The organism is Paenibacillus faecis (assembly GCF_008084145.1).
GTDB lineage: Bacteria > Bacillota > Bacilli > Paenibacillales > Paenibacillaceae > Fontibacillus > Fontibacillus faecis.
Genome location: NZ_VSDO01000001.1, coordinates 441,238 through 460,832, shown reverse-complemented (window position 1 = coordinate 460,832; position 19,595 = coordinate 441,238). Strand labels below are relative to the sequence as shown.

30 protein-coding genes and 1 pseudogene are annotated in these 19,595 nt (G+C 40.3%); 28 read left to right on the top strand and 3 right to left on the bottom strand.

Translation table 11 applies throughout. The annotated features are described in order from the left end of the window. The first annotated feature begins 26 nt into the window (after window positions 1-26). The gene (locus tag FRY98_RS02200; protein WP_148450115.1) at window positions 27-368 is read left to right on the top strand and encodes a YolD-like family protein; all 342 of its coding nucleotides are present in this window, start codon (window positions 27-29) and stop codon (window positions 366-368) included. Between the two features lie 387 nt (window positions 369-755). Next, window positions 756-1,262 (top strand): HIT family protein, encoded by a 507-nt coding sequence (locus FRY98_RS02195; protein ID WP_091033306.1) that lies wholly within the window; start codon window positions 756-758, stop codon window positions 1,260-1,262. Window positions 1,263-1,469: 207 nt separating this feature from the next. Here the strand turns inward: FRY98_RS02195 and FRY98_RS02190 are convergent, their stop codons facing one another. Then, the gene (locus tag FRY98_RS02190) at window positions 1,470-1,688 is read right to left on the bottom strand and encodes a helix-turn-helix domain-containing protein (protein ID WP_148450114.1); all 219 of its coding nucleotides are present in this window, start codon (window positions 1,686-1,688) and stop codon (window positions 1,470-1,472) included. A 100-nt stretch (window positions 1,689-1,788) separates the two neighbouring features. On the opposite strand from FRY98_RS02190, the gene FRY98_RS02185 reads away from it, so the two are divergent. After that, on the top strand, window positions 1,789-2,061 hold the full coding sequence (locus tag FRY98_RS02185; protein ID WP_170287001.1) for a DUF6809 family protein: 273 nt from the start codon (window positions 1,789-1,791) through the stop codon (window positions 2,059-2,061). 460 nt (window positions 2,062-2,521) lie between these two features. Here FRY98_RS02185 and FRY98_RS29160 read toward each other — a convergent pair. Next, window positions 2,522-2,587 (bottom strand): annotated as a pseudogene (locus tag FRY98_RS29160) (putative holin-like toxin); the annotation flags it as partial. Window positions 2,588-2,745: 158 nt separating this feature from the next. Between FRY98_RS29160 and FRY98_RS02180 the strand changes: the two are divergent. From FRY98_RS02180 to FRY98_RS02135, 12 genes are all read left to right on the top strand, one after another. Then, complete coding sequence (locus FRY98_RS02180) at window positions 2,746-2,991, top strand: hypothetical protein (RefSeq protein ID WP_148450112.1); 246 nt, start codon at window positions 2,746-2,748, stop codon at window positions 2,989-2,991. After that, on the top strand, window positions 2,988-3,413 hold the full coding sequence (locus tag FRY98_RS02175; protein WP_148450111.1) for an NUDIX hydrolase: 426 nt from the start codon (window positions 2,988-2,990) through the stop codon (window positions 3,411-3,413). The genes FRY98_RS02180 and FRY98_RS02175 overlap by 4 nt, the downstream gene beginning before the upstream one ends. A 200-nt stretch (window positions 3,414-3,613) precedes the next feature. Beyond that, on the top strand, window positions 3,614-4,096 hold the full coding sequence (locus FRY98_RS02170; RefSeq protein ID WP_148450110.1) for a DinB family protein: 483 nt from the start codon (window positions 3,614-3,616) through the stop codon (window positions 4,094-4,096). Between the two features lie 183 nt (window positions 4,097-4,279). Beyond that, window positions 4,280-4,918: a DUF4304 domain-containing protein gene (locus FRY98_RS02165; RefSeq protein WP_148450109.1), complete on the top strand. Its 639-nt coding sequence runs from the start codon at window positions 4,280-4,282 to the stop codon at window positions 4,916-4,918. Window positions 4,919-5,289: 371 nt separating this feature from the next. Next, window positions 5,290-5,529, top strand: coding sequence for a DUF5071 domain-containing protein (locus tag FRY98_RS28760; RefSeq protein WP_249043311.1), 240 nt, complete (start codon window positions 5,290-5,292; stop codon window positions 5,527-5,529). 188 nt (window positions 5,530-5,717) lie between these two features. After that, window positions 5,718-6,185: a hypothetical protein gene (locus FRY98_RS02155; protein ID WP_148450108.1), complete on the top strand. Its 468-nt coding sequence runs from the start codon at window positions 5,718-5,720 to the stop codon at window positions 6,183-6,185. 219 nt (window positions 6,186-6,404) lie between these two features. After that, on the top strand, window positions 6,405-7,055 hold the full coding sequence (locus tag FRY98_RS02150; RefSeq protein ID WP_148450107.1) for a lysozyme inhibitor LprI family protein: 651 nt from the start codon (window positions 6,405-6,407) through the stop codon (window positions 7,053-7,055). 326 nt (window positions 7,056-7,381) lie between these two features. Continuing rightward, a complete protein-coding gene (gene comI / locus FRY98_RS28755) occupies window positions 7,382-7,477 on the top strand; it encodes a competence inhibitor ComI (RefSeq protein WP_019639195.1) in 96 nt (31 codons plus the stop codon). A gap of 727 nt (window positions 7,478-8,204) precedes the next feature. Continuing rightward, window positions 8,205-8,729, top strand: a complete 525-nt coding sequence (locus FRY98_RS02145; RefSeq protein ID WP_148450106.1) for a DinB family protein — start codon at window positions 8,205-8,207, stop codon at window positions 8,727-8,729. 81 nt (window positions 8,730-8,810) lie between these two features. Continuing rightward, entirely contained in the window at window positions 8,811-9,287 is a 477-nt protein-coding gene (locus tag FRY98_RS02140; RefSeq protein WP_148450105.1) for an NUDIX hydrolase, read from the top strand. 422 nt (window positions 9,288-9,709) lie between these two features. Continuing rightward, complete coding sequence (locus FRY98_RS28355; RefSeq protein ID WP_170287000.1) at window positions 9,710-9,859, top strand: hypothetical protein; 150 nt, start codon at window positions 9,710-9,712, stop codon at window positions 9,857-9,859. A 66-nt stretch (window positions 9,860-9,925) separates the two neighbouring features. Further along, window positions 9,926-10,408: a hypothetical protein gene (locus FRY98_RS02135; protein ID WP_148450104.1), complete on the top strand. Its 483-nt coding sequence runs from the start codon at window positions 9,926-9,928 to the stop codon at window positions 10,406-10,408. Between the two features lie 106 nt (window positions 10,409-10,514). Here FRY98_RS02135 and FRY98_RS29265 read toward each other — a convergent pair whose 3' ends face one another. Further along, window positions 10,515-10,889, bottom strand: a complete 375-nt coding sequence (locus FRY98_RS29265; protein ID WP_148450103.1) for a hypothetical protein — start codon at window positions 10,887-10,889, stop codon at window positions 10,515-10,517. A gap of 513 nt (window positions 10,890-11,402) precedes the next feature. Between FRY98_RS29265 and aac(6') the strand changes: the two genes are divergently transcribed. From aac(6') to FRY98_RS02060, 13 genes are all read left to right on the top strand, one after another. Next, window positions 11,403-11,843 carry an aminoglycoside 6'-N-acetyltransferase gene (gene aac(6'), locus FRY98_RS02125; RefSeq protein WP_148450102.1) on the top strand — a complete coding sequence of 147 codons (441 nt, stop codon included), beginning with the start codon at window positions 11,403-11,405 and terminating at the stop codon, window positions 11,841-11,843. A 30-nt stretch (window positions 11,844-11,873) separates the two neighbouring features. Beyond that, the gene (locus FRY98_RS02120; protein ID WP_148450101.1) at window positions 11,874-12,695 is read left to right on the top strand and encodes a GNAT family N-acetyltransferase; all 822 of its coding nucleotides are present in this window, start codon (window positions 11,874-11,876) and stop codon (window positions 12,693-12,695) included. Window positions 12,696-12,709: 14 nt separating this feature from the next. Beyond that, entirely contained in the window at window positions 12,710-13,144 is a 435-nt protein-coding gene (locus FRY98_RS02115) for a hypothetical protein (protein ID WP_148450100.1), read from the top strand. A 220-nt stretch (window positions 13,145-13,364) separates the two neighbouring features. Beyond that, complete coding sequence (locus tag FRY98_RS02110; RefSeq protein WP_148450099.1) at window positions 13,365-13,814, top strand: GNAT family N-acetyltransferase; 450 nt, start codon at window positions 13,365-13,367, stop codon at window positions 13,812-13,814. Between the two features lie 77 nt (window positions 13,815-13,891). Then, on the top strand, window positions 13,892-14,308 hold the full coding sequence (locus FRY98_RS02105; RefSeq protein ID WP_148450098.1) for a hypothetical protein: 417 nt from the start codon (window positions 13,892-13,894) through the stop codon (window positions 14,306-14,308). Window positions 14,309-14,318: 10 nt separating this feature from the next. After that, on the top strand, window positions 14,319-14,852 hold the full coding sequence (locus FRY98_RS02100) for a hypothetical protein (protein ID WP_148450097.1): 534 nt from the start codon (window positions 14,319-14,321) through the stop codon (window positions 14,850-14,852). A 51-nt stretch (window positions 14,853-14,903) separates the two neighbouring features. Next, entirely contained in the window at window positions 14,904-15,473 is a 570-nt protein-coding gene (locus FRY98_RS02095; protein WP_148450096.1) for a histidine phosphatase family protein, read from the top strand. Window positions 15,474-16,040: 567 nt separating this feature from the next. Further along, window positions 16,041-16,487 carry a VOC family protein gene (locus FRY98_RS02085; RefSeq protein WP_148450095.1) on the top strand — a complete coding sequence of 149 codons (447 nt, stop codon included), beginning with the start codon at window positions 16,041-16,043 and terminating at the stop codon, window positions 16,485-16,487. A gap of 31 nt (window positions 16,488-16,518) precedes the next feature. Then, window positions 16,519-17,307, top strand: a complete 789-nt coding sequence (locus tag FRY98_RS02080) for a metallophosphoesterase family protein (RefSeq protein WP_249043310.1) — start codon at window positions 16,519-16,521, stop codon at window positions 17,305-17,307. Window positions 17,308-17,340: 33 nt separating this feature from the next. After that, entirely contained in the window at window positions 17,341-17,883 is a 543-nt protein-coding gene (locus FRY98_RS02075) for a GNAT family N-acetyltransferase (RefSeq protein ID WP_148450094.1), read from the top strand. After that, a complete protein-coding gene (locus tag FRY98_RS02070) occupies window positions 17,880-18,623 on the top strand; it encodes an ATP-grasp domain-containing protein (RefSeq protein ID WP_225040172.1) in 744 nt (247 codons plus the stop codon). Before FRY98_RS02075 ends, FRY98_RS02070 begins: the two co-directional genes overlap by 4 nt. 16 nt (window positions 18,624-18,639) lie before the next feature. Continuing rightward, complete coding sequence (locus tag FRY98_RS02065) at window positions 18,640-19,062, top strand: DUF6843 domain-containing protein (RefSeq protein ID WP_148450093.1); 423 nt, start codon at window positions 18,640-18,642, stop codon at window positions 19,060-19,062. A 27-nt stretch (window positions 19,063-19,089) separates the two neighbouring features. Continuing rightward, window positions 19,090-19,569, top strand: a complete 480-nt coding sequence (locus FRY98_RS02060; protein WP_148450092.1) for a GNAT family N-acetyltransferase — start codon at window positions 19,090-19,092, stop codon at window positions 19,567-19,569. Window positions 19,570-19,595: the final 26 nt, after the last annotated feature.

Genomic DNA, 19,595 nt, shown 5'->3' with positions numbered 1-19,595 from the left:
ATAATATCCGCAGAGGTGATTCGGATATGTCAACGAACAAACTTACGCCGGGGTCGAATATGCTATGCGAGTCCTCCCGCATGATCCTGCCAGAGGATAAAGAGGCGATGTTGCGCGCTCAACATGAGGAAAAACGCAAGAGCCGTCCGGAAATCGATGGACAGCTCACGGAGCAGATTTCGCGTTTTCTGGTCGAGACACATCGCGCTAAACAGCCGGTTAATTTGCGCATGTTTGACGAGTTCGAAGACGTGCGAGTCGTCGGCGTAATTGAACGGCTCGATCTACGGTCCGGCCGCTTTATGGTTGACGGCGAATGGTTCGGCATGGCGGATATACTCGAATTGGGATTCGCGCCAAGAGAATAGGAAGTGAACGTAGAAAAGCGACGTAAACTAAACGGCGGGAGGTTAAACTTTCTACCGGTCCGGGTGAATGGCAGTGGATTCGGATCGAGGATATATTGGCAGCCGAGTAAATGAAAAGACTACAGGAGCAATTATGCCTCTGTAGTCTTTTTTTGTTGTTGGGAGCATGCCCACAACTTGCCCACAAAATATATCAACTTTTGAAATATTCACAGACCCTGTGAAACCGTAAAAGCCGCTTGGATAAAGGATTTCACGTTTTTTAAACGAATTAAATATACGTATTAACTTAAGAGTTATCTAAGGCCGGGTCGCGTCATAGATGCGGAACGTTAGATGAAATTACGATGCAAGTTCTTTTCAAAATCAAAAACTATGAGGTGCATAATGCCAAGACTAATTACATTGGCTGATGGAAGATCAGTAGAAGTTGAATGTGTAAGCTGCGCATTGACAAGTGGTTTGATTTCTTCAACAGGTGGAGTGATTTTTGAATCAAGCAACTTTCATGTCCATCAGGATATTGCTTACCCAATTAAAGGGTTAGTTATATTGGCTTCAAAGAGGCATTTTTACTGTATGGATGAATTAACAGATGAAGAGCGATTAGAATTTATTTCGTTAATCCATAAGCTCAGAAGTGAACAAAGAAAACGATTGGGAATTGATAAGGTCTATTATTTTTATAATGAAGATACAACACACCACTTTCATTTATGGATGGTTCCTAGATATGAATGGATGTATCAATTTGGAAATTCAGTAGAATCATTAAGACCGGCATTATTACATGCAAGGAATAATATGAATGACGATGAGAATATGAAGAGTGTAGAAGAAGGGGTTAGCATGCTAAGAGAGGGCATGAGGGATTTTGTGAGTAGCTCAAGGTAACTTCATCTAACACCGTGTTCATGCATCGGGCTGACGCCCTCGGTTTGGCAGAGGAGTAGTCGGGGGAAGTGGATGCAGCCAGACAACCCTGCGAGGCTGAGTGGCAGAGCCACCAGGGGCTAGCGCTCCTTAAGCCTCTCGGGTTCGTGAACACAAGAACGTTAACTGAAATCAACGATAGTGAAATAAGTACCCCCAAAATCTTTTTCAATCTTTGGGATAAGCTTGTTTAATGTTAGTTCTATTAAGAAGATAATCGGTGCTGGTATGGTGGAAGTCGGCAAGTTTAATGAGTATGGCGGTTGGAATATCAACTTCACCGCGTTCATAATTACTGTATATACGTTGACTACAGTTGAGGTATGCAGCAATTTGAGATTGAGTTAAATCCTTATCTTCACGTAAGCTTCTAATTCTTGGGTACATACAAACACCTCCAACATAAAAATACTCTAGCGAGTAATTCGCTATTGAGATTTAGCGATAAAATCGCTAAAATGTTCTTATGAGAAATACAATGGAGGGAATGAGTAGCTTATTAGAGCAATTGTATTTTGGAGAAATTAGACCAGAAGAAAAGATTATACCAAAGAATCCAGAGTATAAATTGTTGAATAGCGAAATTTCAAACTTCAAGGAGAAGTTACTAACAAGTCTGACGGAGGATGAGGTAGAGCTTCTTGAAAAAATATATGATCTGTTGGGAAAGTCTTCTTCTATATACTCAACCGAAGTATTCATCTATGGTTTCAAAATGGGTGTTCAAATTGTAACGGAGGCTTATGCTGATAGAAAATAAAGAAGAATTTTAAAGACTGATATATAGAGGGGAAAGTAGCTCGAGGAAGTCGTTGACTTCAGTTAACACCGTATTCCCACTGCGTCGCTATCGCTCCTTGGTCCGGCCGGAGCATGAAGAAGCGGTTTCGAAGAGGCAAATTCAGTAGCAGGGAAGTGGAATCAAACCGGACAACCTTGCACTACCTAACCGCGTCGCGGCCACTCCCTCCGGTCGTTTAAGGCAGTGAAGGTTCGGGAATACCCGAACGTTAGGTGAAATTACTGCAGACAACATTACAGATCTTATATAAATAAAAATAATCAACAACCCATAAAAGCGTTATAAAATGAGTTATACTGAGGTAAGAATAAGTAAGGAGCCGTGCGCTAACACGGCTCCAAAGTACAATAACTGCATAAAGAGCAGTCGGCCACACTAGTCAGGTCGCAGAATAGACCGTTTCCTTAGGCAGGGCGGTCTATTTCTTTTTCATGTAGGTAAGCAATGCCAGAAGGAACATGCCGAACATGAACATTAAGGAAAGTGCATCTTAGACCTCCATGGGCATTACCTCCCTTCTGGGAGATTAGCCGACCGCCCTTATAGCCGTATATTGTACTGGGAAATTATAACATATAGGACATGATCAAATACCATTAATATACTATAATTATCTAGAATACATAGGAAACAAAACCGTATATGAGAAATGTAAACACACAGAAGGCAGTAACATCACTTAACAATGCATCTATGCTGCGGGGCATTCGCCCCTTGGTTGTTAGAAGCAAGCTCACAGACATAGATCCAGACAACACACGACCCGGCCAAGATAAGAGCAATCTAAGGCTGGGGCGTTTCGTGAATACAAGACCGTTAGATGAAACCTGCGGAAAGCATGTAAAAACTAAGAAAGAAGAAAAAACAATTGAAGGAGAAAAACGATGAATCCTCCGAAACATATCGTTTCTGCAGCTGCAATTGTAATAAATGATAAAAACGAATTGTTACTCATAAAAGGACCAAGAAGAGGCTGGGAGATGCCTGGAGGGCAAGTTGAGATTGGGGAATCCCTTACACAGGCAGCAATTAGAGAAACAAAAGAAGAATCAGGAATAGACATAGAGATTATTAAATTCTGCGGGATTTTTCAGAACACCGGTAATTCCATTTGTAATACTTTATTTTTAGCAAGACCAATTGGAGGAGAACTAACAACAACAATAGAAAGCTTGGATTCTGGATTTTTCCCAATAAAAGAAGCGCTAGAAATGGTTGAATGGAAGAACTTCAGACAAAGAATAGAATATTGTTTAAACCCTGAAATACAACCATTCTGTATTGAGTTTAATGACGAGAATAATATATGAGAGTATCTCAAAGAGCAGCAGGCATCATCTAACACCATATTCACGCCGTTGGGTCGTGAATGCGGGAACGTTATGCATAATTTCCGCAATCCCTAGCTAATCAAAGGAGGAATAATTTTGCTCGATTGGCAGGCAGTATTTATTGATCGAGACGGTACTATTGGAGGTACCGGCCACTTATCGAAAAGTGAGGTACAGGGATGAGTTATAAATCTATTCTCATAGACCAATTAAACGCCTGTTATAACGATAGGAGCTGGTTCATTCCGCTTCATGAAATTTTAATAGATTTAAATGCTACAGAAGCTGCACGGGAAAATGGGAGTAAACAATCAATTTGGTCGATCGTGAATCATCTCATTTTTTGGAATGAGAAGTGGCTTGAGAGATATTACGTCGAACAATTTGAATTAGAAAGTTCAATAAACAATGATGATACTTTTTACGTAAATCCACATACAATAAATGAATTGGAGTGGAAGAAGACCTTACAGAGACTTGAAACAGTCTTTAATAGTTGGAACAGGGCACTTGAGGAAAGCGAAGATCTCAAACTTATAAAAGAAATCCCTTCATATTTCAATGCTGCTTGGTGGGGAGTAATATCAAATTTATGTATTCATAATGCATATCATATTGGTCAGATAATGCTGCTCAAAAAACAATTAATAAGTATAGATTAATAAAGCATCGGGCCATCCGGCCCTCGGTCCAGTAGAGGGATTTCGGGGAAGTGGTGGCAGCCGGACATCCCTGAACTGGCTAAGTCCGTTGGACCCGGCGCTGTCGCGTCTTAAGCCAGTGAGGGTTCGTGAATACAAAGACGTTAGGCGAAATTCCACAAAAATCAATAAGGACAAAATCTAATGGACACAAAAACATTTAGAAGATTAATCAAAGACAATTTGAAGCCCATTTTAAATGACATGGGATTCAAAGGCACAGATCATCACTTCATTAAGAAAACTAATGATCATTATATCTATACGCTTGTTATCCAAGCCAATATCAAAGGTGGCGCTTGTATTATGGAAATGGGTGTAGGAATAGACTGTGTTGATTTGAATCGAAATAATAAAATTACTACTGTTTATGATTGTGAATTTAGAAAACGAATAAAACAAGAAATAACTTTATGGGATAGGTTAAGGGGAAACACTCTAGAAAAGTGGCATGATTATGGTGAGAATGAAAACCAAGCTCTTAAAACAATTAGTAAAATGTCCAAGCTTTTCAAGGTACAAGGACCAGAATTCTATGGTCAATTTGATCAGTTCCCGAATCCCTTAAGCAAGATTACTATAGAAGAATTAATCTCAGGCAGTGACAGAATAGATAACTTAGGCAGCCCACCTAAACTAAGGTTAGCTCTGATTTTATCCAAAACACATCAGTATATCGGGAATAAGAAGGAACAAATTTCTTTTGCCGAATGGGGTCTAAGGAATATTGGAAATGCATCCGCATTGGAAGAAGAATTTCGTAAGTTGATTCAGGATGTGTGAGCCTTCGCCTAACACCATGTTCACGCATCGGGCATTCGCCCTTGGTTCGGCTGAAGACAGAAGTGTATTCAGAGAGGGATTTCAGTAGCAGGGGAGCAGAATCAGCTGGACACACCCGCAATACCTAACCGCATCGCGGCCGTCCCTTACGGAACTTAAGGTGGTGGGGCGTCGTGAACACATTAACGTTATGTGAAATGATTGCAACAAATGAAAGGATCTGAAAACATGAGTGACCTCTACAAATTATTACCTAGAGATAAACATGACTTTGAGAGAGTAGATGTTTTAAAAAATATGGATAAAGACGACCTGATAAAACTAATCCGAAATTAATCGAGTGGCTGCAGGATATAAACTGGCCAATAGCTATGGATGTATCTAAATTACTATTAACAGTTCCCGTAGAAACGATTCCATTTATCCGAAATGTTCTTGCGGGTGACGATGATATTTGGAAAGAATGGTGTTTGAGATATATTGTAAAGGACCTACCTACGGAACTAAGAGAAAACTTAAAAGAAGATCTTGAGCGAATTGCATATAGACCAACAAAAGGAAAAGAACTTGAAGAAGTACATATAACCGCTCAAGAAATATTAAAGAAATAAATCGATTATGAAAGTGAAGTCAAGGGAGGCAATCACATCTGATAACACCGTATTCACGCGGCGGACCGTTCGGCCCTTGGATCGGCAGAAGATATGAAGTCAGGAAGCTGATTCAGGCAATCAACCCTGCAAGCTTACGTTTTTGACTCAGTCGCTACGTGCCAGACACCCAGCATACGTGCTGGGTCGTGAATACAGTAATGTTAGCAAAAATTGACGAAAAGCAGGTGAAAGACATTAAAAAACTGGGATCTCTTTTTATTATGGGACTCTTTATATCGCTATTGCTAAGTTCTTGTAATGATAATGAACATATAAAACTGCAACCAACAACAATATCAAACATATATCCGGGCGATATAACCAAAGTAAATAAGATAATTCTAGTAGACGGCTTTTCAGGTAAAAGAAAAGAGATTACTAAAAAAGAACAGGTAATAAACATGCTTGATCAAATAAAGGATGAACTGCTTATACCAGAAGAAAATCAAGAGGGGGGAGTAGGATATATTTTTAGAGTGATTCTATATGAAGATGAAAAAATAGTAATGGACTTTACTCCACATCATATACAAAACATTAATTTTAAATTTAATGACAATTTACATCAGAAATTAAAAGAGATATTCGAAGTGCAATTTGAAAGAAAATTCTAAGAAGCCGTCAACTTCTGCTAACAATGTGTTCACGCATCGGGGGACTAGCCGCCTCGGTCCGGGAAGATAAATCGGGAAAGCCGATTCCCGGGACACATCCGCACCACCTAACCGCAACGCGGCCGGTCCTTCGGTTTAAGGTGGCGGGACGTCGTGAATACAACAACGTCATGAGCCATTACCGGTAAATATTAAAGATAAAATTTAAGGAGATAATTTATGAAAGGTAAGATACTCTTATTATTTTTTATTACGATAGTGTTGTCATCTTGTCAAAATATTAGTCAATCGACTACCTTGAACAGCGAAACTAAATCAATAATGAATTCTGAACTGCCTCCTGATGTAGTAAGTACAGGTAATGGAACAGAATCGAAAGATATAACTGAAGGTCGATCAGATCCTTCTAACAATGAAGTGTTATCCATAAGCGTTGGGAACTATGATTTGACTGGAGAATTTTATGATGAAATGCTTCGAAATCCTATAGATCGTGATTATGAAGTGGAATTTAATGAATTACAAAACTCCGATGAGGTTACAACATTGGGATGGGGGGCGTTGGAAAGCAAATATACAGAGATTTGGGATAAAGAGTTGAATCAAATATATAAAAAGCTTCTTTCTAAGTTGGATAGAGAACCAAGGGAAGCACTAATTGAATCACAGAAAGAATGGTTACAGTATCACTTAAAGGAAACAAAATTTGTAGAGAAGACATTTATTGATAATGGTTACCTAGGAACACAAGGATCGGTAAGCCTAGGGAAGGTTATAAAGGAGAGAACTAGGGAAAGAACAATGCAATTATTTGAATATCGATATTTGCTTGATGGTAAAGTCGAGTTTTTATACCAAAGTAAAAAATAGAGTTGGAATCTTGATCAAAGGTTTTTAGGTTATGCTTCGAAGACAGTAACGGTGCATAACACTGTATTCGCGGATTGGGGCTGTCGTCCCTCGGTTATCAGATGTATAATCATGGAAGAAGCTCAGACAACAAACGCCCTAGCCTAAGAGAAGAGCTATCTAAGGCTGGGGCGTTTCGTGAATACCCAAACTTTATATGAAAGGAATGAAAGATACAGATTATTAAACAAATTGAGAACACTTGTACGCAGATATAAATAAAGGTAAAATATAACTACAATTGAATCTTGGGTGGGCATGGTTTCCCTTCGAAAGGAGGTGAAGCCATGGAAGTGAAAGATGCATTAACGATCATGTTCCTCTTTGGGACATTCATTCTTGCTCTTTTAACATACATCAATAATAACAACAAGAGAAAGTAAAAACCCACCCAAAGGTTGAGGCCAGAGGTGGGTTTTGTTCCTGTACGACTTAGAAGGGAATAGACCATCCAAGCCAATTGTACTGACCAAGTGTTCGCAGCACTTGGTCTTTATTACGTATATAATAACACAAAGAAAAAAATGTATCAAAGCGTGAAACAATATTGAAGGTGATAATAAGAAAAAAAGAGATAAGTTGAAAGTCAAAACGAAGATGGCATCCCCATCATGTAACACAGTATTCACGCATCGGCGGACAGCCGCCTCGGTCCCGGTAGATAACTCGAAGAAGTGATTGCCGGGACACATCAGCACCATCTAACCGCATGGCAGCCAGACCTAAAGGTTCTTAGGGCGTGGGACATCGTGAACACGAGAAAGTTATAGGAAATATTTAAAACACTTTATAGAGGAGTTCGCGAATGATTAATCAATTCTCAAGATTAAGGATGGAATTGATGAGTCCTACCCATCACAAGCTTATGCCAAAGAAATAAAAGTACTAATAGAATAGAACATCTGAAGGGCGTTTCAAGGGGGCAATAGGCATCACATAACACCGCATTCACGCATCGGGGCTATCGCCTCTCGGTTGTCAGATGTATAATCATGGAAGAAGCTCAGACAACAAACGACCCAGCCTAAGATATAGCTATCAAAGGCTGGGTCGTTTCGTTAATACAAAAACGTTAGGTGATATACAAATAAGAAATTGGAGGAACAACAAATGCTAAACATAGAGAATTTATTGCTTATAACAGATATTCCCGGTTATACCCCTCAAATCAGCCGTTTATTATCAATGATGAACTATGCTAGATTTACAACAATAGATGCAGTAAAGAGTCTTTCGCAAGAACAGCTTGATTTTTTGCTTGATTCTCAAAGTAACTCTATTGGAGCATTATTATTGCACTTTGCAGCGGTTGAATATGCTTACCAGGTCTCTACATTTGAAAAGCGGGAATTGAACGAAAAAGAACTCTCAATATGGAGTCCTGCTCTGAATTTGGGGAAGGAAGGTCAAGAAAAAATTAAAGGTAATGATTTAGCATATTATCTCAATCAATTAGATGGTGTAAGAAATAGGACGCTCGAATTATTCAAATCAGTTAACGATGATTGGTTATATATAGAGGAGAAATTCTGGTGGAATAAAGCTAACCATTATTTTATGTGGTTTCACGTCTTTGAAGATGAGATCAATCATAGAGGACAAATCAGAACGATTAGAAAAAGATTGAAAGTGTAAGCAGTAGATTTGAACCTCACCTAACAATGTGTTCAAGCAGTAGCTTAAAGATATACGCTTTACATATCAGGGGGAGTAATTATGAAAGATTATATAAAAGAAATGAGAAAACTCATAGGTACAAGGCCCCTTTTAATGTGCGGTTCAAGTGTTATTATTTTTAATACTGAAGGGCAAGTATTAATGTTACATCGAACAGACAACGACAGTTGGTGTTTCCCGGGAGGTGCAATCGAACCTGGGGAGAAGGTAGAGGAAGCGGCGTTGAGAGAAGTTTTTGAAGAAACAGGACTTACGGTTAGAGAATTGACGCTGTTTGGTGTATTTTCAGGAAAGGAATTGTACTACAAGTATCCCCATGGGGACGAGGTTTACAATATCGATATTGTATTTATGACCGAAGCTTATGATGGAGAACTGACACTTAATGAAGAAGGTAAGGATATTCGTTTTTTTGATCTTGATGGTTTGCCAGAAACGATAAGTCCCCCTGTTCGGCCCATCGTCAAAGAGTTACTAATAACTAAAGGGGTCAAAAAAATTGAAAGCTTTCATTAGCGTTCTGACTGTTTTTTTTGCACATTTTATTTTAATTTTATTTTTTGGGATCCGAGTGGAGGATTTCACATCCGAAACCGTGCTGTTTTTTATGTTATTTTATACCGTCCCCTTATTGCTATTAGTGTCTAATTCTGCTTTGGCTTATAGATCTAATAATAAAAGGAAAAGATGGATTTGGCTTGTAACAAGTGTTGTCCCGGGTTGCCTTGTAATTGTCTCGGCAAAGTATCAACCGACCTCACCAGGTGGGTTTCCAATTTTTCCGGATTATCAAATAGAATTGGGCTTTTTTTTACCTGCTATCCACTGCTTTCTTCAAATCATTTGGTTACTGGATTGGCTAGCAACTAGAAAGCACTAGCTGCCCCATCATGATAAAATTTATCCTAAGAGAAGGTATGGAAAGGAGACTCGGAGAGATGGCCTTAATGTTGATTATCGTACTGATTATTGGGTTTGCAGGGATTATTGGGAATCAATATGCAAGTCTAAGAAGGATGGACGACCTTCAAAGATCGGTAAAAGAGATAGAGATGCAACTCCGTGATCTTCGCAACAAGGAAAAGTAGAACTCTGAGGGGATTAGCTTGCTCCGGAAATTATAAAAATTTTAGAGCGAATAGGAGAGCTTTTTCATGCCCAAGCATGAATTCGTTGTGGAAAGCAGGCAAGACGCGGATAACCTCTCGTACGCGTCCTTTTCCTGGAATTCGAAAGGAGAACTCTGGAGGGACGGGTTGTCCGAGGAGGATCATGTTTCTTTGGAGGATGAATTCATCTCCTACATCAATGATTCGTTGAATTGGCTTCCCACTTGGAACCCCAGTACCAAAACAGAAGGTATGGGATTGAACCACTACGGGGTCACGGTAATAAGCGGGCAAAATCTAAGGGTCTTTCGAGGTATACTCCAGGCATGGACGGATCTTTTGGGATTTGCCCCAGAGAACATCGTGCTCAAGGGAAGTTGTTTTACGATTGTGGGAGTAGAAAATTCCGGGCAATATGAAAAATTGGAATATAAAAAGACCATTTTGATTAAACATTTGCAAAAGCTAATCAGAATGATAGATCGAGCTGTAGAAGAAGATAAGTGCATCCTGCACTTAGGGATATGAAAAAGACTCAGGGTGTGGAAAAAGCAACTTTGAGTCTTTCTTGCATGCAATAGATTCGGCAGCCTGGACGATAACATAAGCCCAAGGCTGCCGCTGATTCGAAGCGTTATTGTCTTATAATCAGGATGTCACGTGGCGGTCTTCCAGTGCTTTGGATTTGGGATATTTCGCTGTTAGTTAAATTGCGGCCTACCAGAATTAGTGATGATGTAACGTTGTTGAAATTCAAATTACCCAAGTTAGCCACATTTTGACTGCCCCGGAAAACCCGGAAGGACCCCTGAAAGTTAGTTCCCGAAAACAGTACCAGTGTTACTTGAGTGCTTTGCACAACATTTCTGAGTCGGAAGCTCGAAAGCGCATTGTTGAACCGAAACGCTCCAAGATCACGAACCGCAACCCCACCGCGTCTGAAGAGGATCCGACGACCAGAAAAATTAGTACCTGACCAAAGTGCAAGGCGTACATCACTGTTTGCCAACTATATCACTCCTTTTTTAAGGTTGATATAGTGTATTGCAGTTTTTGAGAATGGTGTAGACACGTAGAGCAGGGGAATAGCTTGATTTTTCTAATCTGGGGTACGTGTTATTTAAAAAAATGGAAAAACCTTCATCCATCCCCTAAAATAGAGTAGAGATGGTATGGCTTAAGCTGCCAACCTCCACCTAATCCGTGATGACGTTATGACCATGTGGGTTTAAGTGTGTAAGCAAGCCATTTTGCTATGAGGAGTTGTATCCGAGTGTTTTCAATCATACCGATGTTTCTGTTTATTGTCTACGGATTGTTCATTCTTCTTGGACTATATTGCTTATATTTGCTGATTAAATTATTGATTCGTGCGATAGAAGCTTTGGATATCCATTTGGAGGAAAAAAGAAATAGACGACTATAGAGCACAGATCCGCAGGGCCTGCGGTAGTCGGTTTGGCGATTTGATAGTAATGAATTACCTCAAATCCGTAAGACTAAATAAGAGAGGTGTGTCCTGATGAAGATTGTAAAAGCGGATCCATCCAACCTAAATGAATTAACGGAGCTAGCGTTGAAACTTTGGCCAGACAACGAACAGGAGCATTTAAGAGCCGAATTTGAAGAGCTATTGGATTCGGAGAGAGACATCCTTTATTTAGCAACTATTGAAGGTGGTTTTGTGGGATTTATTCATATGTCACTAAGAGTCGATTACGTTGAGGGTTCTAATTCGAGTCCCGTCGGATATGTTGAAGGAATCTATGTTGAGCAGGACTACAGAAACAGAGGGATTTCCAAAAAATTAGTTGAGGCTGGAGAGCAATGGTCGAAGTCGCTCGGTTGCCATCAAATCGCCTCGGATACACAGCTGGATAATGTTATAAGTCAGAAATTTCATAAGAAGATAGGATTTAAAGAAGCGGGAAGAATCGTAGCTTTTATCAAAGATATTAAGTGATTTGAGCTTGCGATGTAAGGAGGGATTCCCATGCAGGCTTTAGCGCCGGAATATTATTATACTGTTGAAAAATTACTAAATGACGGTTTTCAGCATCCTGAGGTTCTATCCATAATTGAACGGAATAATCCGGGCGCCATCTACGTGGATCAATTATTGAATCCAAGAAGTGCATTAGTTTGGAGCCAGGGGATTCAAGGATTTTATCTTATAGGGGATTACAGAAATGATTACTTTAATCAATCTCTAGATGGTTTTATAGCTGAGTATATTGAGCCCAGGATGAAGGCGACTTCCTTAACTCATTTAGAAATCTCGGGTCATCACGAGAAGTGGGATTTTGAAAGCATGTTTGCTTCCAGAAAACTTTATCAGTTCGAGCAATTGGTTTTAGAAATGCGAAAGGAACCCGTAGAAACGATTGAAAATACGGGCACATACCAAATCATCAATTTAAAAACTGATGAGTGGAATAACGGAAGTATAAGAAATGTAGAACTCATAAATAGCCATATCGATTTGTTTTGGTCCTCCAAAGAAGAATTTAAGAAAAAGGGATATGGGTATGCTGCTCTAGACGAATCAGAAGTCATTGGAGTATGTTACTCCAGTTTTGTAACGAATCAAACTCATGCCATTGGTATTGAAACGGTACCTCGATATCAGAACAAGGGTGTGGGAACTTATTTGGGATATCGATTGGTTAAAGATATACGTGACAGTGGGTATACTCCGTATTGGGACTGTTCGCTCGATAATGAAGCATCAAAAAGACTGGCCTGTCGATTAGGCTTTGAACAGGTACACCGCTACAAATGCAGAGGTTTTGAAATTGAAGTAGTTGAACAATAAGAATAGTAGAAAAGATGTGGTGCAAGATTAAAAAAGTGGTGACGCTTTCTCTTTTCTTCATAGTTGTGATTATAGGCATCCTGTATATCTCGAACAAAGCAACCTATACATCCCTGAAAAAAGAAGTTATGGACGAGATCAGCCTGACTAATTTAGTTAAAGTTTCTTTTAGGAGATATTCAGACGATAAAGGAACGATCATTAAGGATGAGAGAAGGATCGAGCAGATGTTAGCCGAACTGTCGGATATTGAGTTGAAAAAAGTGAGAAACATTTCTGCGGATCGGGAATATGAAGTAAGGATATATCTGAAAGATAAAAATCTTGGCTTCGAAGTTACGGAAGATTTGAATTACATGGTTATTTTTAAGGAGTCGGGCCACCAACTCTACAAGGTGCTTGATGGTAAAAATCATTTAAAAATGATTGAAGCCTTAGACTATCGGTAAAGTTCTGATATTGTAGGAAACGGAGCAATCCGCAATCCAGGCCCCAGTATAACATGCTGCTCTGCGGAGGTTCCGTTGGAAAGCTAATGTCTAAATTTTTGAAAGGTGTGATGTGGTATGAGAAGTAACCAAAGTATATTGAAAACTGGCTTGTCGGTGAAGGCTAAATTTTAGGTGGAGAACTTGAAAACAGGTCTCTCCACGAAATCGGAGGGTTCCTATGATTAGATTAGAAAGAATTGATAAAGATAATTGGGAAGAATGTGCTGAGCTGGAGCCGGCAGAAGAACAACAATCCCTTATTGCGCCGAATGTATATTCTATTGCTGAAGCTCAGTTTTTGCAGGGATTTTCGAGTGTGGCCATCTATAAGCATGAGACGATGATTGGGTATGCTCTATACGGAAAAGATCCGGATGATCATAATTATTGGATCTATCGTTTTATGATCGATCGGCGTTTTCAAGGTCAAGGGTACGGGTTCCTGGCTGTTTGCAGCATCATTGAAGAGATCAGAAGCCGCGCGGATCGGACGGATGTATTGGTTTTAGGGTATAAACCTGAGAATGAGCGAGCAAGAAGATTGTATTCAAAAGCCGGATTTATAGAAGATGGATTGGCTCCGTGGGGAGAAATGATTGCAAAATACAGCTATGTGAGTACAGAGTAAGTTTAGACAACCAGCGGCCCAGCCTAGATCTGAGTGATCTATGGCTGGGCTAATCCCTAATCGGGGGAGGTCCCATATTGAAGAAATTCATAAGATTGAATGTTGTTAGTATCCTCTATGCTTTTTTTATATTTATTCCCCTGGAACTTATGATTAACGTGTACAGAATTAATAGACTGACAGGTTGGGACATTAACACCGTAAATAAGATTAGTTTAGCAACTGCTGTTATTGAAATGTGTTTGGGCACGCTCATTTTATATTTTTTAACAAAAAAGTGGCTTGGTAGAGGGGGGGCAAACTATTTTACTGTGATCCTCTGGATACCTTATTTGATGCTGCTCGTCTACACTTTTTCCTCTTTATTTCCTATCACGGAGAGAGGAGACAACCCCAATCCCGCATCAGGTCTTATCGCAATAGGAGCTTTATTCTTATACCCCATATATATTCTTATCATCAATTTCATAAGTTTTTTAACTGACTATGAATAGGACGGTACTCATGACTTATTATTTGTATCATTATTTTGAGAAAGAAATGGGTCCATTCAAGAACTTGTCAAAGCTATCAATGGATGATGCAGCAAAAGTATCTAATCAAATAAAAAAAGAGGGTAAGGTGTTTGCCAGTCGAAGAAATGATGAATATTTGATGATCAGAAGAGAATTGGAAAGAACAGCGAGAGACCTATTTATTAGTAAAGGCGGGAAGCCAGTCAATACTTTTCCTCACTATATGACTTTGGGGGCTTGTAGTTGGCTTCAGACATGGTATTTGGAACCGGGGATCATCACAATAGATTGGAATGAAATCGCTAAGGAATCCATGAGTTTTACATACGGTGATTTATTCCCAACTATGCGATATCCCGATGAAAAACCATACAGAAAACAAGTGTATACTAAAGATGAAATTATTAAAGTTATTGATCAATTTGGCTTTCCCCAAGATTGGAACCATGATGGAGCTAAGGGACCGGAAAGATACATAGAAGTGCAAATATGGGATGAACAAATTATTCAAAGATATCTGTAAGTGACGCAGTAGAAGTAAATCAGCCGAGCCGGAGAGGATTGGACGAAATACATGAATACAATCATTTATATGGTAAGACATGGTGAATCGCCAAAAGTTGAGGGTAATGAGCGGACTCGGGGGTTAACCGAGAAAGGGAAGACGGATGCAAAACGAATTACAGAATTGTTGAAGCACGAAGGAATCGATGTTTTTTTCTCAAGTCCGTACTCCAGAGCAATAATGACTCTCGAAGAATTGGCGCAGACGGCGGGAAAGCAAATCCAGCTCCATGAAGATCTTAGAGAGTTAACGTTTTCGAACGATGACAAGATCACGTCAGACAAAGAACTATACCCTTTGGTAAGTAAGATGTTTTCAAATCGGGCAGCAGTCTCGCCTGGTGGAGAGTCCGCTATCGGTTGCCAAACACGTGCAGTAGCTGTCCTCAAGGAGATTTTAACGAAAAATCGTGGTCAGCGCATTGCGATCGGAACTCATGGAGCCGTGATGACTTTGATCATGGAACACTTTGATAGCAGCTATGATTTTGATTTTTTAATGAGAACATCAAAACCGGATGTTTACAGGATGGAATTTAAGGATGATGAGTTAATAAAGGTTGAGAGATTATGGAAATGAAGATGATGAGAATGTTATGATATCATTACTCCAAATCTTTTACATAGAGATCCTTTTCCTTACGATCAGGAAGAGGAAGCCTATCACTTCTTCACCAATGAAGTCGGATTTAACGGACCGAGGGATGAAGTAAAGCAAATTGTAGCCGCAAATAGAACGAAATATGAGAAAATTTACATCATGGGCTTTAGCGTCGGAGCAACGATGGATGGATATGCAGCGAGTTTGAGGTTGACGGCGTGATTGGGTTTTATGGATCCCGAATTCGGGACTATGTTGAGATGGAGCCAGGATGTCCGACTTTATTATTTTTTCCCGAATCGGAAAGATCGTTTCATGTTCCGGATCTGATCGACAAACTGAAGAACAAGAAAAATGTCACAGTAGCAGCCATTCATGCCGACCACGGATTTATGAACCCCTTTTTTAGAGCCTATAGCCGTAAAGACTATATGGAATGCATGAACAAATGCTTAAAATTCCTGAAGCAAATCGATGAGACCGATTCAACCATCTTGTCAGGGTAGCCGAAGAAAATGAAATCAATAAACTAGGGAGGCCTGTCATATGAAACAGGATTTTGCTTTTTCAAGAATAGGTTACGTCTATATTCCCACCACGCAGATCGATGAGTCCATTCATTGGTATACGGAGAATTTGAATTTTAAACTGATGAATAAGTTTCAAGACCGCGGGACATTCGTTGCCGTTTTACACCACCCGCATCAAAACTCCATAGCTTTATTGCTCATTGAAACACAAGACAAGCAATCCATGGAAATCACAAGAAACGGAAAACCATTTCCGGTCATGGCCATGAACTGTCCCAATATTGAATACACATATCAATTATTGAAGGATCGAGGCGTAATGGTGGAGGATTTACATACGCTCGGTAATGGAGAAGCCAAGTACTTTTATTTCAGAGATCCTGAAGGTAATCTGTTAGAAGCGGCCTGGTCCATATGGGATCCGGTGGACGAATTCAAAGAAGACTTTGTAGAGCAAGAGTAAATCATCATGTTATCGGAGAACCAATTCGTACATGCCGAGCGTTGCAGCGCTTGGCTTTTTTAAAAAGGGGAGAAAGATTATGCACGATGCCATAGCTATAATCTCGGATATACACAGTAACCGTTTTGCATTAGAGGCGGTATTAGAAGATATATCCACGCGAAACATTCAACGGATCGTAAATTTGGGGGATAGTCTATTCGGCCCCGTTGACCCGCTCGGTACAGCCAAAAGGTTGATGGAGCACGATAAGATAGTGCATATCATGGGAAACTGCGACGCGGCTTTACTGGAAAAAGAGATGGATTCCGCTACATTCCAATACGTTAAACCTTTACTGGGGCGTGAGATTGAGGAATGGATAAGAACGTTTAAAGATACATGGGTATATAAAGACCTGTTCTTTTGTCATGGAACTCCTTATGCAAACGATCGTTACTTATTAGAGACCATAGATGGGAATGGGGTTAGTTACAAGAAGCCTGACTTTCTCATGAAAGAACTTGGCTCCATTTCGCAAAATTACTTTTTTTGCGGCCATAGCCATGTCCCCAAATCCATATTTTTGCCCGACGGTAAGCTCATCGTCAATCCGGGGAGTGTGGGGTTGCCCGCCTATGAGGAGGAATTGCCAGTTCCGCATAAAATGGAGTCGCTGTCCCCTTTTGCGGATTATGTCATTGCCTATCAGACGGAGATGAGCGTATGGAATATAGAGCATGTTATGGTTCAGTATGATTGGGAGCAAGCCGGCTCGATGGCCGAGTCAAACGGACGAATGGATTATGCGGTTGCAATCAGGACGGGAAGAGTAACGTGAGAAAAAAATACGATTTTTAAGGGGGGACGCACAATGAAAAACTTACCAACCATACAACTGGAACGACTTATATTAAGACCTTTCTGTTTAGATGATGCCAAAGAAGTCCAGACCTTGGCCGGTGAAAAATCTGTTGCCGAAATGACGTTAACGGTTCCTCATCCGTATGAGGATGGGATGGCGGAACAATGGATTGAAACGCACGCTGACAATTTTAATGAAGATCGGGCACTTCAATTGGCTATCGTACATAAGGATGAAAGTTATTTAATCGGTGCTATAGGATTAAGTATTAATAGAGGGTTTGAGCATGCAGAGCTTGGATATTGGATTGGAAGCAAGTATAGAAATCAGGGTTATTGTACTGAAGCGGCTAAAGGGATCATGGATTTTGGATTTAAGAAACTGAAGTTAACCCGCATTTTTGCATGCCATTTAGGGAAAAATCCCGCCTCGGGAAACGTAATGACCAAATTAGGCATGAAATATGAAGGAACATTAAGACACCATGTTAAAAAGTGGGATCATTTTGAGGATCTTGTTTATCATGGTCTTTTAAAGGATGAGTATGAATGATGAGAGCTTATATTCAGACCGATAAGAACGGAAATTTTTACAACGTAAACGCGTTTATCGCGAATGAAGGTTTTACTTCCTTGGGTTGGGAGACCGTTAAATTCCATGACGTACAGGAGATCAGGGAGTTTGATCCTGAACATATCCTGGTGAGCGGGATCGGAAACGTGAGAAAGCGCCTTGAAATTTTGGGGTTTGAAAGAAAACAGGGAGAAATCGATTATCCGCCTTCTTTGTCACGCTATTTCGGCAGAAAAATTTGGGCCACCACCCTTCAGGAACTTATCCAGAAACCACAGGATTGGGGTATATTTATTAAACCTAAAGACACGACCAAACAGTTTGCCGGGCGAGTTGTGAAAGAGTATCGGGATTTTATAGGATTGAATGACGAGGATGAACGGACGACGATTTGGTGCTCCGAAGTGGTGCATTTTAAAACGGAATGGCGTTGTTTTATCCGATACGGTCAGATCCTTGATATCCGCTACTATAAAGGGGCCTGGGATTCTAAAATAGATCTCAGGGTTGTCGAGAATGCAATCCGTGATTTTATCGATGCACCAGCCGCCTACGGGATGGATTTCGGAGTTGACCTCAATGGCGAAATGAAGTTGGTGGAGATCAACGACGGCCATTCTTTGGGGACTTACGGGATCAGTCCTTTAAACTATGCAAAATTTCTCTCGGCCAGATGGTCCGAATTAACGGGGACAACGGATTATCTTCGAACTCTTTAGGGAAAGGACCTGGCGTATGAAGCAAATGCTCCTCGCTATTTTGTGTTTAGCCTTAACAGTAGGATGTGCTTCCCCATACCAACGAGGAACTTATGACCTCTACCTTATACCGCAAGGTTACGAGGGGATTATTAGGGTCATTTATAATGTAAAAGGGGCTCCACTTCTCGAAAGGGAAGGGAAATACGACGTTATACCTGTAGATTCAAACGGGAAATACGAAACATCGAACCCTATGTACGATTACGGAGAGGTTATTGATCAGTATTTTTATGTGGATGAAAAAGGCAACCGGACGGCCATCGACCCGACCTGCGTGAACATTAGGGGGACCGGCGGAACCAGTGTCGGTGGAGTAGAAACGCATCACACGGAAATTGAAGTAACGAATTCGCTTTGTGGGGAAGATTTTATGCTTCATGGGTCGAACAGAAGTTGAGATATATTTTGATTAGGGAGAGCAAGTATGGAAAAACTAGACGACATTAAATTGGTTCATTTGGCGGAAAAACATGTAGCTGAGTTGAACAAATTTGAGCTTCCTGAGGAACAACGGCAATTTACGGCGCTGCCAAGTGAAGTGCTTAATGTAACGGAAGGTCAGTATCCCATCGTTATATTAGATGAAGGGGTGGCTGTGGGATTTTTTTTGCTCCATGCCACGGATCGGGTTAAAGACTATACCACCAATCCAAACGCTATGCTATTAACGGCTTTATCCATCAATTTAAAACAGCAGCGCAAGGGATATGCGAGAAAAGGAATGCTTCAGCTGCCTCTTTTTGTGAGAAAAGAATTTGAGCATTGTGATGAAGTCGTCTTGGTGGTCAATCACAAAAATATTCCGGCTCAACAGCTGTATTTGAAAGTGGGATTTGTGGACACGGGGGAAAGAAGAATGGGACCGATCGGAGAACAAATCGTCATGAGTTTAAGCATAGCCTAAGATTTGCCGCCGGAAAGGAGAGGCCA